The 15,449-nt window shown below is 59.8% G+C and carries 11 protein-coding genes; 8 read left to right on the top strand and 3 right to left on the bottom strand.

The genetic code is table 11. The annotated features are described in order from the left end of the window. The first annotated feature begins 10 nt into the window (after positions 1 to 10). Positions 11 to 1,570, top strand: coding sequence for a class I adenylate-forming enzyme family protein (locus VSR68_RS35295; RefSeq protein ID WP_342944187.1), 1,560 nt, complete (start codon positions 11 to 13; stop codon positions 1,568 to 1,570). After that, a complete protein-coding gene (locus VSR68_RS35290) occupies positions 1,567 to 3,783 on the top strand; it encodes an acyl-CoA dehydrogenase (protein ID WP_342944186.1) in 2,217 nt (738 codons plus the stop codon). The genes VSR68_RS35295 and VSR68_RS35290 overlap by 4 nt, the downstream gene beginning before the upstream one ends. Positions 3,784 to 3,958: 175 nt before the next feature. Here VSR68_RS35290 and VSR68_RS35285 read toward each other — a convergent pair whose 3' ends face one another. From VSR68_RS35285 to cysD (VSR68_RS35275), 3 genes are all read right to left on the bottom strand, one after another. Next, positions 3,959 to 4,477: a VOC family protein gene (locus VSR68_RS35285; RefSeq protein WP_342944185.1), complete on the bottom strand. Its 519-nt coding sequence runs from the start codon at positions 4,475 to 4,477 to the stop codon at positions 3,959 to 3,961. 197 nt (positions 4,478 to 4,674) lie between these two features. Then, on the bottom strand, positions 4,675 to 6,576 hold the full coding sequence (gene cysC / locus VSR68_RS35280; RefSeq protein WP_342944184.1) for an adenylyl-sulfate kinase: 1,902 nt from the start codon (positions 6,574 to 6,576) through the stop codon (positions 4,675 to 4,677). Beyond that, complete coding sequence (cysD, locus tag VSR68_RS35275; protein WP_342944220.1) at positions 6,576 to 7,478, bottom strand: sulfate adenylyltransferase subunit CysD; 903 nt, start codon at positions 7,476 to 7,478, stop codon at positions 6,576 to 6,578. The genes cysC and cysD (VSR68_RS35275) overlap by 1 nt, the downstream gene beginning before the upstream one ends. Before the next feature lie 1,126 nt (positions 7,479 to 8,604). Here cysD (VSR68_RS35275) and cysQ point away from each other — a divergent pair. From cysQ to VSR68_RS35245, 6 genes are all read left to right on the top strand, one after another. Further along, positions 8,605 to 9,375 carry a 3'(2'),5'-bisphosphate nucleotidase CysQ gene (gene cysQ, locus VSR68_RS35270; RefSeq protein ID WP_342944183.1) on the top strand — a complete coding sequence of 257 codons (771 nt, stop codon included), beginning with the start codon at positions 8,605 to 8,607 and terminating at the stop codon, positions 9,373 to 9,375. Positions 9,376 to 9,391: 16 nt separating this feature from the next. Next, positions 9,392 to 10,288: a sulfate adenylyltransferase subunit CysD gene (gene cysD, locus VSR68_RS35265; protein WP_342944182.1), complete on the top strand. Its 897-nt coding sequence runs from the start codon at positions 9,392 to 9,394 to the stop codon at positions 10,286 to 10,288. Then, positions 10,288 to 12,213 carry a sulfate adenylyltransferase subunit CysN gene (cysN, locus tag VSR68_RS35260; RefSeq protein WP_342944181.1) on the top strand — a complete coding sequence of 642 codons (1,926 nt, stop codon included), beginning with the start codon at positions 10,288 to 10,290 and terminating at the stop codon, positions 12,211 to 12,213. The genes cysD (VSR68_RS35265) and cysN overlap by 1 nt, the downstream gene beginning before the upstream one ends. A gap of 128 nt (positions 12,214 to 12,341) precedes the next feature. Continuing rightward, complete coding sequence (locus tag VSR68_RS35255; RefSeq protein ID WP_342944180.1) at positions 12,342 to 13,115, top strand: SDR family oxidoreductase; 774 nt, start codon at positions 12,342 to 12,344, stop codon at positions 13,113 to 13,115. Between the two features lie 9 nt (positions 13,116 to 13,124). Then, on the top strand, positions 13,125 to 14,135 hold the full coding sequence (locus VSR68_RS35250) for a zinc-dependent alcohol dehydrogenase (protein ID WP_342944179.1): 1,011 nt from the start codon (positions 13,125 to 13,127) through the stop codon (positions 14,133 to 14,135). After that, positions 14,132 to 15,439 (top strand): sulfotransferase family protein, encoded by a 1,308-nt coding sequence (locus tag VSR68_RS35245; protein WP_342944178.1) that lies wholly within the window; start codon positions 14,132 to 14,134, stop codon positions 15,437 to 15,439. Before VSR68_RS35250 ends, VSR68_RS35245 begins: the two co-directional genes overlap by 4 nt. Positions 15,440 to 15,449 lie beyond the last annotated feature (10 nt).

Genomic DNA, 15,449 nt, shown 5'->3' with positions numbered 1-15,449 from the left:
AAGCAAATCCATGCACAGCCAGCTACCGCTCTCGTTCGCCGACGATCTGGAAACGAACGCCCGTTGGTACGCCGATGACCTCGCCTATGCGCAAGACGATCGCCGTATCACCCACGCAGAGTTGCTCTCACGGGCCAAACGCCTAGGCTCCGCGCTGCACCGAGCCGGCGCACGAAGGCAAGACCGCATTGGCATACTTTCGATGAACTCGATCGAGTTCGGCGAAACGATGGCGGCAACGCAATGGAGCGGCTTCGTTCTTTCCACGGTCAACTTTCGCCTCGCACCGCCCGAGATCGAGTACATCATCAAGGACGGTGCGCCGAAAATTTTCATTTTCGAGGCACAGTATCTTCCGATCATCGAGTCGCTTCGCTGCAAACTGACGTCCGTCGAGACTTACGTATGCATCGGTGGGGAAACAGATTGGGCGACGAACTACGATGCCTTCGTCGCCGGCGGCGATCCAGCAGGCCCGCCGTTGCGCGCGCGCGAGGAAGATATCTGGTGCTTGATCTACACGAGTGGCACGACCGGGCGCCCAAAGGGTTGCGTCTGGGGCCACCGGGAAATGCGTCAGCTCGTACAGGTCGATGCATGGCTGTGCGATATGCAGCATCCCGATCGAACGCTGATTGTGATGCCGATGTTCCATCTGGGTGGACTGGTCATCAGCTTATCGCAGCATGTGCGAGGCGGCTGCGCATATCTCTACCGGCAATTCGACCCTGTCGAGACAATGAAGGCGATCGAGCGCGATCGCCTCACTATCCTTTTGCTGGCGCCAACAATGGTGCAGATGCTGCTCGACGCACCAGGAATCGAGCGAGCTGATCTTTCCAGCGTACGGACTCTGATCTACTCGGCGGCGCCGATGCCCTCTCCTACTCTCAGGAAGGCAATCGAGCTGTTCGGCAGATGCAATTTCGTCAACCTCTTCGGACAGACTGAGATTTGTATGTTTTGCCTGTCGCCGCTCCAGCACCGTCCGGACGGTACGGAGCGCGAACGGAAATGGTTGACCTCGGTCGGCAAACCCTATCCGAATCTGCATGCGCGCATCGTCGACGAGGACGGCAACGAATGCCCGCCGAACGTGGCGGGTGAAATCGTCGCACGCAGCGGTGCGATGTTCCGCGGCTACTGGAATAACAGCATCGCCACGTTAGAGACGCTGCGTGACGGGTGGTGTCATACCGGCGATATGGGACGCATAGATGAAGACGGTTTTTTGTACCTCGTCGATCGTAAGAAGGACATGATCATCACCGGTGGAGAGAACGTCTATTCGCGCGAGGTTGAAGAAGCCGTGTTGCAACATCCGGCCGTGTCCGAGTGCGCGGTAATCGGGTTGCCGGATCCAAAATGGGGGGAAAACGTATGTGCAATTGTGACGTTGCGCAGAGACGGCATCGCGAGCGAAGGAGAAATCATCGAGCACACACGCCTATTGATCGCCAGCTATAAGAAGCCAAAAAAAGTAATTTTCGCCGACAATCTCCCGAAGTTAGTGACCGGAAAAGTCAACAAGGTCGAACTACGTCGTCTTTACGGATCTGCAACTCGATGAATCTAACTCTTAACAGCGATCGTCAAATATTGCGCGATGCTGCCGAAAAACTGTTTCGCAGCGAATCGACGCCTACTCGCATTCGCGCCGCCGAAGCGAGTGGTTTCGACGCCGCCCTATGGAGGCGACTCGTCGACTCTGGCATGCATTTGTTGCGCACTCCCGAATCTGCACAAGGGCTCGGATTGGGACTGCTCGACGCCGTTTTGGTAGCGGAGCAAGCGGGGCGCTACCTGGCGTCGGTTCCATTCGCAGAAGTGATTGCGGCCAACAGCTTGCTCGGTCATCTAGCCGGCGAAGCTGCCGCAGATGCGCTCCAACGGGCTTTGGATGGCGCGCTATTTACGCTCTTGCCGCACGAAGTGTCGCCGGATACAGCGCATCTCGTGCATGCAGCGTCGGCCGCAGGCGTTCTTGCATTGGATGGCGAAGACGTCGTCCTGGTCGAAGCGCTGGCTGGACAGCCAGAACCGAATCTCGGCTCTGCAGCACTACGACGCATCGTGCTGAAAGGCCAAAACGCGCAGGGACATCGCGCGGTACTAGCGAGCGGCCCCGACGCACGAATGCGATTCCTCGCCGCCGTCGAGGAACTGAAGTTACTGCAGGCCGCGATGCTCGTCGGCTTGTCCCGGCGAGCACTTGAGATGGCTGCAGAGTACTCTTGCGAGCGACAGCAGTTCGGGCGGCCGATCGGTGGCTTTCAGGGAATTGCTCATCCTCTCGCTGACTCCCTGACAAATGTCGAAGGTGCGCAATTGCTGATATGGCGGGCAGTCTGGGCAATAGCCACAGAACGCCCCGAAGCGGGTGCCAACCTCGCAATGGCTCGGTGGTGGGCATGCCAAACCGCCACGAGCGCAGTGACTCGTGCGCTCCGCACGTTCGGCGGCTACGGCGTGTCACTCGAGTACGATATCCAGCTCTACTATCGGCGCGGCAAGGCGTGGGGGTTACTCGCAGGCGCTCCGAATTGCGAGCTTGAAATCATTGCCGGTCGACTATGGGATGGCCGTAGCGCCTCCCTGCCGAGCGCCGGGACCGTCGACCTTGAGTTCGGCGTCGGAGCGAAAGCCGAAGCCTTCGCCGAACAGGTCCGCGAATTCTTTCGTCAGAACATCACGGACGAGATCAAGGCGATTCGACATCACTCGGTGGCAGGCTATCATGCCGGCTTTGCGGCAAAGCTGGCGCAGGCTGGGCTTCTATTCCCTCACTGGCCACCGGAGTATGGCGGTCTTGGACGCGACGCCTTCGACAATGCGGCAATGGCCGAAGTGTACGAGGAATTCGGTATGCAGCGCATCACGGGGCCGGTCACCAACCAGGTTGCCCAAATCGTGATGCGTCTGGGCCAGCCTGAATGCAAGGCGGAGGCGTTGCCGCGGTTCGTCGTTGGTGATGCCCTCGGCTGCCTTGGCTTTAGCGAACCTTCGACAGGCTCCGATGTCTTTGCCGCGCGGACACGCGCGATCCGAGACGGCGATGACTGGGTCATCAACGGACAAAAGATGTTCACGACCGCCGGAAATCTCGCGCACTACTGCTTTCTGCTCGCGCGTACTGACGCCGATGTGCCCAAGCACAAGGGCCTGACGGTCTTCCTGGTACCAATGGACCTCAAGGGTATCGAAGTTCAAGCAGTCCATACGATCCAGGACGAACGGACCAACATCACCTATTTCACCGACGTCCGCGTGCCCGATAAGTATCGTATCGGTGAAGTAAACGGTGGCCTTGCCGTCATGACCGCCGCCTTGGAACTCGAGCACAGCGGCGGTGACCAGTATCGAATCAGCTATGACAAGATGTTCCATCGCGCAGTGGCGTATGCACGAAAAGCGTTTGTCGATGGCCTGCCGCTTATCGAGCGCCCCGAAGTCCGAACCTGCCTTGCCCGCGTGTCCGTGCATACCACCATTGCCAAGTTGCTATGCTACCGAGGCATTTGGGCTGTCACTAACCAAATACCGGGGCGCGCCTCGTTTGGTCCAATGTCCAAACTATTCTCGACGGAAATGTATCAGAAGGACGCTTGCGATCTAATGGACGTATTCGCTCCGTTTTCGGTATTGCGAGACGATGAAGATTTAGCTGACATTGAACTGGGTTACCGTCAGTCGGTCGGCATGACGATCTACGGCGGTACGAGCGAGATTCATCGTAGCCTCATTGCCGAGCAAGGGCTTGGCATGCCGCGCTCGCGAACGTGAATACGGCGTAATCCCTCGGTTCGCGCCATCCTCAATCGTCCGGCGCATCGCTGTGCCGAATCTGTCGACCAATTCCGGCATGGAACAACGATAAGGCCGCCCCTGCGCTCGAACGGGCGGCCTCAATCGCACTAAGCCGCCCTGGCAGGTACGCGAAGGACTAAGGCGCAAGCTTTTACGACGGGACACTCGTTCGATATCTCGGCACCGCCTCGTACATTGCCTTTTCGATCTCTCGTCCAAACCACACATGTTCCACGTAATGCCCGAGCAAAGATCGGTCGTCGGTATAGCAAAACGCCGCACCTGGACCCACGTCGCCCATATAGTGAATCTGCCGGCTGGGATGCAGCGCGGCGAGGTGGCGCTCCCAATCCTCCGCACTGCCGCAGACTTTTATGCAGATGTGATGGAATACGTTGGCGAAGCTGCCATCTTTGGGCAGAACCTCGCGATAGATCGCGTTCAGGCCAGGGCCGACTGGCTCGATCAGTTCGAATTCGACGCCGTCGACATTGGCCAGCGCGAAGCGCAGCCTCATCTCACCGTGAGAGTTGCCAACCCGCGCATTGAAGCACTGATCCTGGACGAAGAACGAAGGAATGCCATAGACTTCGCGAAACTGCGCCATGCTGCGCTCGAGGTCAGGAGTGACCCAAGCGACCTGGTGAAATTTTCCAAAAACCGGCGTCATTTAGAGCGCTCCTCCGACGTTAGTCACGTCATTAAATAACATTCAATCACTTCATCGCGTCACCCGGGTCCCGGTGACAACCCCAATTTCCCGTGGACCTTCGCGTTCCTGCTGCCTGTGTCTTTTGCCAGCAGTCCCTGGAATACGCCCCTGGCGCGCGGCGGCGTCGATACCCTCTTCCCCGGTCGGACGCTGCATCAGCCGACGTTTGAGACGTTATGCGGCACGATAGCTTGCCGCTCGCACAGCACCGCGACGATCGATTCGACCGCGCCCGCAGCATCAAGCTGATTGGTATCGATATGCACGTCCGGGGCGAGCGGTGGCTCGTAATCGAGACTGATGCCTGCGAAGTTCTTCAATTCACCCGAGCGCGCCCGTCGGTAAAGACCGCGCGGATCACGCCGCTCGGCAACCTCGAGCGGCGTATCGACAAAGACTTCGATGAATTCGTCGTGCGCGACCAACTTGCGCGCTCGTTCGCGCTCCGCCCGGAAGGGTGAAACAAACGCAGCGATCACAATCAGGCCGGCGTCCACCATCAGCCGAGCCACCTCCGCCGCGCGCCGCACGTTTTCGACTCGTGCGGCCGGATCGAAGCCGAGATCTTTGCTCAGTCCGTGACGAACGTTTTCGCCGTCGAGCAGGTAGGTGTGGTATCCCATAGAGACGAGGCGTTTCTCAAGCGCATTGGCGATCGTCGACTTTCCTGAACCGGAATAGCCCGTCAGCCATACAACGCAAGCGCGCTGATGCTTGAGCGCACTGCGCGCGCCCTTATCGACGTCGAACAGCCGAGTTTGCAACGTACGCGAGCGATGAAGCGCAAAGTGCAACATGCCGGCAGCGACTGTACGATGACTGACACGATCGATGAGCACGAACGCCCCTAGCGCCCTGTTGTCGCGATACGGTTCGAACGGGACGCGCTGGTCCAAGGCGATGTTGCATACCGCCAGTGAGTTTGCCGCGAGTTGTCTGGCGGCGAGGTGGCTTCCGCCAATGACATCGATCTCGTACTTGATGTCCGTGATCTGCGCATTGACTGTGTTCGTCGCCAGCTTGAGCAGATAGTCTCGCCCCGGCAGGCCGGCGCCGTCATCCATCCACACCAATTCGCATTCGAACTGGTCCGCACAGGACACGGGATGGCTAGCCGAGGAGAAGACACTGCCACGCGATACATCGATCTCGTCGCGCAGTGTGAGCTGAACCGCCTGGCCCGAGACGGCCTGCTCGATATCGCCATCAGCAGTGACGATGCGCGCGACGGTGCTCGCTCGGCCGGACGGTGCGATATGCACGGCGTCGCCCACTCGTACGGCCCCCGAGCAAACGGTGCCGGCGTACCCACGAAAATCTCGCCCCGGCCGGCACACCCATTGCACGGGCAAACGCAAAGGCCGTTCGTTCCGGCGGTCCTGACAAGTGTCGGCGGATTCGAGAACGTCTAGGAACGTCGGGCCGCGATACCAGGGCATGCGCGTACTCGACGTGGTCACGTTGTCGCCATACGCGGCACTCACTGGCAGGCATGTCATGTGCTCGAAACGGAGAGGCGCCACAAAAGTGCTCAGCTCCGCGCAGATGTCGCGGAACGTATGTTCCCCGTACCCAACCAAGTCCATTTTGTTTACCACGGCTACCACTTGGCGGACCCCGAGCATCGACACTAGATGACTGTGTCGGCGAGTCTGCGGCAGCGTGCCGCGGCGCGCATCGATCACCAGCACCGCGATATCGACATCCGACGCGCCAGTGACCATGTTGCGCGTGTACTGAGGATGCCCGGGCGCATCGAGTACCGTGAAGCGGCGGCGACCGCTTGTAAAGCACCGGTATGCGACATCAATCGTAATGCCCTGCTCACGCTCAGCCGTCAGCCCATCGAGTATCCATGCGAAGTTGGGCGGATCCGCTTCCGCCACCGGTTGTCCACCGCCCTGTTCGAGCTTCGTTGCCACCTCTTCCGTCAACAGTCCCATGTCGTACAGGAGTCGACCGATTAGGCTGCTCTTGCCATCGTCCACTGCGCCGCATGTGACGACGCGCACGTGGGCAAATTCGTGCGTGCCATGAATACCCGTTTCCGCTCCCATCAGAAGTATCCCTCCAGTTTCTTGCGCTCCATGGCCGAATGACCGTCGTGGTCGATGACGCGGCCGTCGCGTTCGGGACGCTTCGAAGTGGAGATTTCTGCGATGATCGCTTCAAGCGTATCAGCCTGAGACGGTATGGCTGCGGTGAGCGGATAGCAGCCCAGCGTGCGAAACCGAACCCGGCGAATCACCGGCACCTCACCTGCCCGCAGTGGCATTCGCTCGTCATCGACAACGATCAATCGACCGTCGCGCTCGACCACCGGTCGCCGTCGTGCGAAATACAGAGACGGCAACGCGATTTGCTGTTGCAGGATGTACCGCCAGATGTCAACCTCGGTCCAGTTCGAGAGCGGAAAGACACGCAGGCTTTCTCCAGGATGCAAGTGCGTGTTCAGCAGTTGCCACGGCTCGGGGCGCTGGTCCCTCGGATCCCACCGATGACTCGGCGAGCGCAGCGAGCAAATGCGTTCTTTGGCACGGGATGTTTCTTCATCACGCCGTCCGCCGCCAAAGGCGGCGTCGAATCGGTGCCGCGCCATAGCCTGTTTGAGCGCATCGGTCTTCATAATGCTCGTATAGATCGACGCGCCGTTAGTAAACGGGTTGATGCCTTTCGCTAGTCCTTCATAGTTGGTATGCACGATCAGTTCGAGCGCCATCTCCTGGGCCACCTGATCTCGATACGCATACAGCTCGCGGAACTTCCATGTCGTATCGATGTGTAGCAACGGAAACGGCGGGAGCGCTGGGTAGAACGCTTTGCGGGCCAGATGCAGCATGACAGCCGAGTCTTTGCCTCCAGAGTAGAGCAACACCGGCCGTTCGCATTCGGCGATCACCTCGCGGAAGATGTGAATGCTCTCCGCTTCTAGACGATCGAGGTCGCTGGACGAGCCGATCTTGGACAGTGACGAGGCAGCGCTGCCCTCGGCCGACGTGGCGCAAAGCAGAGCACGCAGTTGCTGCGCAAAGGGATCTGGCGCCGGCTCGGGGGCATTGGCAGTGAGTATCGTTTCAGCCGGTGAGGATGGCATTTTGGACACCGCAGTATCGGTTGGCGCATGGAAGGTAAACAGTCGGTCGGCGTGCTGCGCGATCCAAGCACTCAACACGGCCGCGCGATGCCATTGCATGCCGTCAAACACCACGAAAGCCTTACCGTCGCAGCAGCACAGCAGTCGGTCGAAGAAATCGGTCAGCGTGCGCTCCTGCAGCGCGCGTCCGTGGCCTAGCCAGTAAAGCTTGCCTCGCAGGTTGACCGCTCGAATCACGCGCGAAGCCGGTACGTCCGAACCTAAGCCCGGCGACGGCAATAAGCGCTCGTCCACCCAGTACACTTGCCCACCCTCGCGCTGCGCGCGCGAAAGCAGACCTCGATATACAGTGCCTCGCCACCGCTCCAACACAGCCCCCCCTGACTCCAGCCGGTCGAGCGGGCGTGCCGCAGCCAGTTGCCACCGCGACAGGTAATTCGCCGCAGTACGCGCCGACATTGCCGGCTGCCCATACAACGTGGGCAATGCCTGAACGGCCGCGGTAGTCCACAGCCGATCGGGCATACCGAATTCCTCGGGTCTGCCGTTCGTGACCGCCTGGAACAACGTCTGGGACAACGTATCGTCGAGCCGGCGCCCCTCGCCCTCGCGACGACCTCGCGGCCGTCCGGCCACGCTCTGCCATCCGCCCTTGAGGAACCGTTTGTGGGCCGCACTAATCGTGGGCGTGCTCAAGCCCGTGGCTCGGCTGACCTCTTGCAGAGTCTGACCTGCCAACCGCAAGCGCACCGCCTCGACATGCGGTTCGCCCGCCAACGGGGAGTCGGGGGCGCCGCGTGGGTTCGTCGTCATATCGGAAACTGACAAACACTCAATTATCGAATTATGCGTGCTCGCCCACGCAATGGCTATACAGGAACACCCGCAGTTCGAACATAAAACTGACAAGTTTTAATTTCTCGATCGCACCAGCCTCGCTCACGCGCAGGATGGGGACTAAACAAGCCCTATCCACTACTAGGAGACTAGATTGCAAGACGCTTTGTTCGCGTCCGTGCTCACTGCCGCTCGCGAGGCTGGCGCGGTGATCATGGAAATCTATGAAACCGACTTCAAGGTGCGCGGCAAGGCAGACGCCTCGCCGGTGACCGCCGCCGACGAGGCTGCCGAAAACGTGATCCTCGCCGCTCTTGCCCGCCATGCATCGGACATCCCTGCCATTTCGGAAGAACAAGCCTCGAAAGGACGGATCCCCGAGGCGGGCCAGCGCTTTTGGCTCGTCGACCCGCTGGACGGTACGAAGGAGTTCATCAGCCGAAACGGCGAGTTCACCGTCAACATTGCCCTGATCGAGCGGGGTCGCCCGGTGGCCGGCGTTGTCTTCGCACCCGCTCTGAACCGCTTATACGCCGGGCGAGAGCTGCGAGACGGCAGCCGCGAGGCTTTCATGGACGCAAATGGAACCCGCCATTCGCTTCGGTGCCGCACGGTTCCGGACGAGGGCCTCACGGTCGTATCGAGCCGCTCGCATGGCGACGCCCAAGCGCTCGATGCGTTTTTGGCGGGACGCCGCGTTGCCGCGTCGGTGAACGCAGGCTCCTCGTTGAAGCTGTGCCTCGTGGCCGCGGGAGATGCGGATCTCTATCCGCGTCTGGGCCGCACGATGGAATGGGACATCGCCGCCGGTCATGCCGTGCTGAATGCAGCTGGCGGTTCCGTACGCACATTGGACGGCTCCCCGCTGCTTTATGGCAAGCCAGGCCTCGACAACCCCCACTTCGTTGCCAGCGGCGACGCCTGATTCTTTGGAGGAACCGATGTCCCTCACACACCTCGAACGGCTCGAAGCCGAAAGCATCCACATTCTTCGCGAGGTGGTCGCCGAATGCGAGCGGCCTGTCATGCTGTATTCGGTCGGCAAGGATTCCGCCGTCATGCTGCACTTGGCACGCAAGGCCTTCTATCCGAGCCCACCGCCTTTCCCGTTGCTGCACGTGGACACCACGTGGAAGTTCAAGGCGATGTACGAGTTGCGCGATCGCATGGCGCGCGAAAGCGGCATGGAGCTTCTGATTTATCAGAATCCCGAAGCCAAGGCCCGCGGCATCAACCCCTTCGATCATGGCCCAGTTCATACTGACTTATGGAAAACCGAGGGCCTCAAACAGGCACTAGATTTGCATAAGTTCGACGCCGCATTCGGTGGTGCGCGCCGCGACGAAGAAAAATCACGCGCGAAGGAGCGCATCTTCTCCTTTCGCTCCGTCAATCACCGCTGGGATCCAAAGAGTCAGCGCCCGGAGCTTTGGCGACTCTACAATTCCCGCAAGGCCAAGGGCGAAAGCGTTCGCGTGTTTCCGATCTCTAATTGGACCGAGTTGGACATCTGGCAGTACATCCAAATAAATGACATCCCGATCGTGCCGCTGTACTTCGCGGCACAACGCCCCACGGTTCGGCGCGATGGGTTGCTGCTGATGGTGGACGACGATCGCTTTCCACTGCGACCGGGCGAGGTACCCCAAATGAAATCGATCCGCTTCCGTACCCTAGGCTGTTACCCCCTTACGGGCGCCATCGAAAGCGAGGCATCGACCTTGTCCGAAGTCATCCAAGAAATGCTGCTGACTACCACGTCCGAACGTCAGGGCCGCGCGATCGACCACGATCAGGCGGCTTCGATGGAAAAGAAAAAGCAAGAGGGCTATTTCTAATGAACGCTATCAGCTTCCCTTCGTCGACTGACTATCGTTATCAGGCCGACGAGCTCATTGCCGAGAACATCGACGAATATTTGGAGCAGCAGAGACGAAAATCCATGCTGCGCTTTATCACTTGCGGATCGGTGGACGACGGCAAGTCGACGCTAATCGGTCGGCTGCTTTATGACTCGAAGATGATCTTCGAAGATCAACTCGCCGCGCTTGAGGCCGACAGCCGCAGGATCGGTACACAAGGCCGAGAGATCGACTTCGCGCTGCTCGTCGATGGGCTCGCAGCAGAACGTGAGCAAGGCATCACGATCGACGTCGCGTATCGATTCTTTTCAACCGAGAATCGTAAGTTCATTGCCGCGGACACACCGGGCCACGAACAATACACGCGCAACATGGTGACGGGCGCCTCGACGGCGGACCTCGCCGTAATCCTCGTGGATGCGCGCAAGGGCATACTGGTGCAAACGCGCCGCCACAGCCACTTGTGCCATTTGATCGGCATCAAGCACATCGTGATGGCCATCAATAAAATGGACTTGGTGGAATTTAGTCAAGCGCGCTTCGACGAAATTGTAGCCGATTACCGCCAGTTCGCTGAAACGCTCGGCATAGACAATTTCGCTGCCATTCCGATCTCCGGTTTCAAGGGCGATAATATCACCCGCCGCTCGCCCAACACACCTTGGTACGCCGGGCCCGCGTTAATCGAACATCTCGAGTCGGTGCAGGTGGATCAGGACCGCCTCACGGACGGTCCCCTGCGCATGGCCGTGCAATGGGTCAATCGGCCAAACCTCGACTTCCGCGGTTTCTCGGGCTTCATCAACGGTGGTCGCGTACGGGTAGGCGACCCGGTGCGCGTGGTGCCATCGGGCAAGACATCCACTGTCAGCCGGATCGTGCTGCTCGACGAAGATATGCAGGAAGCCGTAGCCGGCCAATCGGTGACGCTGTGCCTGGCCGACGAGATCGACTGCTCGCGCGGCGACGTGATCACCGCTGCGGATGCTCCGGTGGAAGTGGCTGACCAGTTCGAGGCCACGCTAGTTTGGATGGCGGACGAGCCAATGTTGCCAGGCCGGACCTACCTCGCGAAAATCGGCACCAATACGGTAGCGGCGACAATCACGGAGCACAAATACGAAGTCAACGTCAACACGCTCGAGCATCTGGCTAGCAAGAAGCTCGAGCTGAACGGAATCGGCGTATGTAACCTTGCATTCGACAAGCCCGTGCCTTTCACGACTTACGCCGAGAACCATGATCTCGGGGGCTTCATTTTGATTGACCGAATGACGTCCGCGACAGTCGGCGCCGGGATGCTCAACTTTTCGCTGCGAAGGGCTCACAACATCCATTGGCAGACGCTGGAAATCGACCGCACCGCACATGCACGGCAAAAAGGCCAGAAGCCTTGTATCGTTTGGCTAACCGGTTTATCGGGTGCCGGCAAGTCGACGGTTGCCAATATGGTATCGAAGCGGCTATATGCGCTGGGCAAGCACTCGTTCCTGCTCGATGGCGACAACGTGCGCCACGGGCTGAACAAAGACCTTGGGTTTACCGATGCGGACCGCGTCGAGAACATACGTCGCGTGGGCGAAGTAGCAAGGCTCATGACAGATGCCGGCCTTATTGTAATTGCCGCCTTTATCAGTCCGTTCCGCGCCGAACGCGACATGGTCCGCAACATGGCCACCGGGGGCGAGTTCATAGAAGTGCATGTTGACACCCCCCTCGCCGTGGCCGAAGAGCGGGACGTCAAGGGACTGTACCGCAAGGCGCGCACAGGTCAATTGAAGAACTTCACCGGCATCGACAGCCCATACGAGGCGCCGCTCGCACCGGACCTGCGCATCGATACGCTTGCCATGACGGCAGAAGAAGCCGCCGAGGCGATCGTGCAGCGCGTCCTTCGCTAACGGCGGAGGCAGCGAGTCGATCACTTGACCGTACGCGCGAGCAGAACGGGCGCACTTCGCTTCGCCCGCATCCGGTATCGCGGATCGCTAAGATGTAGGGCGCATAACACAACTTCAGGAGACTTCGAATGAGCTCATTCTCCGCCGCTATCGGTGCCGTCATTTATGACTACACCGGAGCCCGAGTTCTCGTAACGGGTGGCACGAGCGGGATTGGTGCCGCAACGGCTCACGCCTACGCAAAGGCCGGCGCGCATGTGACTATCACTGGAACGCGCGGCAGCAGCAAGGACTACGACGCTGACTTGAGCGGCTACGACTACCGACAGTTGGATGTCACAGACAACGCACAGATCGATGCATTGGCAGAATCGCTCAATGTGGTCGATGTCATCGTTCATAGTGGCGGCGTGGGCCTAGCCTCTCTGGGCCTCGACGAATATGAGCCCGATAACTTCGAATTGGCCGTGCGCATGCATCTCACCTCCGTTTATCGGCTCACTCATGGCTGTCTGGACAAGCTGTCGAGCAGCAAGCTCGCCGGTGGCGGCTGCGTGATAGGGATCGCGTCGATGACCACCTACTTCGGCAATGAGGTCGTGCCCGGCTACGGAGCCGCGAAAGGAGCGCTCGCGCAGATGATGAAGACTATGGCGGTGGCCTGGTCAAAACGCAATGTTCGCGCCAATGCGGTCGCGGCGGGGATGATCAAGACACGTCAAACGAAAGCGGCCGTGGAAAGCGCTGAATATGCCGCTGGCTTCCTGGCGCGCACGCCGATGAAGCGTTTCGGCGAGCCGAGCGAAATCGCCGATGCCATCCTGTTTTTGACCAGCGCAGGCGCCACCTACCTTACAGGGCAGACGATCAGTGTCTGCGGTGGCTTCTCAGTCCAAGGGTGAGGATCTAACATGCATACAGCCGTTATTCACGGACCCGGCGATATACGACTGGACCCGACACAAGTGCCTGTACCCGGTCCGCACGACGTCGTCATCAAGGTCGCCGCATGCGGCATCTGCGGCAGCGACGTCACCTACGCCAAACTGGGCGGCGTCGCCGGGCCGGCCGGCCCGATGCCGTTGGGACACGAGCTTGCGGGAACGATTTCGAGCGTCGGCGCGCAGGTTGCAGGTTTCCGGGAAGGGCAGCGGGTCATCGTCAATCCCTACGCGAACATGATCGGCAACGGCGGTCCGGAAGGCGCGTTTACCGACTACCTGCTGGTGCGCGACGCCCTGGCCCAGCCGGACACACTTTTCGCCGTTCCCGACAACGTCTCGATGGAGCATGCGGCATTGGCCGAGCCTCTTGCTGTGGCCTTGCACGGGGTGAATCGCGCCGAGCCACAGCCCGGCCAAAAGGTGGTAGTTTTCGGCGCGGGGCCGATTGGGCTTGGCGCAGTGCTTGGCCTGCGCCGCCGCGGCGTCGAAGACATCGTTTCAGTCGATTACTCGTCGTTCCGGCTGGAGTGTGCCCGGCGCTTAGGTGCACGCGCAACGATCAACGCCGCCGAGCAAAACGTTCGGGAAAGATTGGGCGAGCTGCATGGCACGCAGCACGATTTCGTCACCGGCAGCGATGCCGTCAGCACCGATACATACATCGATATGGCGGGTGCCCCGCCCCTGATCCCGAGCATCCTCGAAATGTGCCGCATGGGCGCGCGCATCGTCGTGACTGCCGTGTATAGCGCTCCCGTGGCGATAGATCTACGGCTGATGCTCGCCAAGGAAGCCACGCTGACGACGGCAATCGGCTACCCGATCGAGTTTCGCGAGATCGTGGCGATGCTTGAAGAGGGCCGCGTGGATCTGGAACCCATGATCAGCCATCGCTTTTCCTTTGCTGATTTCAACAACGCATTCGAGACGGCGCGCGATGCGCAACGCTCGGCCAAGGTAATGGTGACCTTCCCATGAGCTGGAACATCGGACAACAAGTCAACTCGGCCCCCACGGGGTCCACGGAAAATCCGGACAAAATCGATATCGCCGATCTCGCAGAGCCGGTGCTGACCGATCTACAAAAGCAAACGATGGCGTGGGCCGACGCCAACCCCGTATCGTTGACAGAGAAAGCGCTACTCGAAGCCGCGCGCCAAGCCACCGGTCTTTCCGATTTCGGGGACCAAGGCTTTCGCCAGCACATGGCCAAGTGGATCGAATCCACCGATGCAGACACCGAACTGTCTGCCCTCGGCCGTATCGGCGTGTTCGGTGCCATGCTGCGCAATCTGACCGTGCGCCTACGCATCGAAGACATGGTGCGACGTTTCCCCGAGATCCTCGACATCGAGATCGATCGCCCCATCATCATTGCCGGCTTGCCTCGCTCGGGCACCACCTATTTGCAGAATTTTCTCGGCGCCGATCCGCGCCTGCGAGCCTTGCCGTACTGGGAAGCGATTCGTCCCGTCCCCGGGCCTGAAGAGCGTTGTATGTACGGCGAAGAAGATCCGCGACGCGCTCGATGCGCCGCCGACTGGGCTCAGCAAGACGCACTACTGCCTTATGTGAAAGCAATTCACGAGTTCGCGCCTGACCACATCTCGGAAGACATTGAACTACAGACTCCCGAATTCGGCTCCTATCACCTCGATTGGTTGACGCATGCCGTCGTCTGGCGCGACCATTATTTTCAGATGGATCATCGGCCGGTGTACCGCTACTTGAGGAAATGCCTGCAAGTACTCACGTTTCTGACTGGGCGAAAACGTTGGCTGCTGAAGTGTCCTCAGCATATGGAGCAGTTATCTGTAGTCAACGAGATATTCCCGGACGCGACGATCGTCATCAACCATCGCGACCCGGTGGCTTCCATTCAGTCGGCCATCACCGGCGTCGCTTATTCGTCTCGGGTCACCCGCACTCGCGTGCGCCCCGACCGCATCGCGGAATACTGGATCGATCGCTATGAGCGCTTGCTGCGCGCCTGCGTGCGCGATCGCGATGCGCTCGATCCCGCGCGCACGGTAGATGTTTACTTCCATGAGTTGATGCAATTCCCGATGGAGATCGTCGGCGACATCTATGCGAAGGCAGATCTGCCACTAGGCGACGGCATGCGCCAATGGATGACGGATGCCCTGACGCACCACCCGCGCGGCAAAAACGGCCAGATCGTCTATGACCTCAGGCGCGATTTCAAGCTCGAACCCGACGATATCCGCCGGCGATTCGGTTTTTACTTCGAACGCTTCGGCGTCAAAGCAGAAGTCAAATGATTCGGAAAGG

Source organism: Paraburkholderia phymatum (assembly GCF_038900715.1).
Lineage (GTDB): Bacteria > Pseudomonadota > Gammaproteobacteria > Burkholderiales > Burkholderiaceae > Paraburkholderia > Paraburkholderia phymatum_A.
The sequence above is the reverse complement of the archived record's forward strand: the minus strand, read 5'-3'. Positions and strand labels throughout refer to the sequence as shown.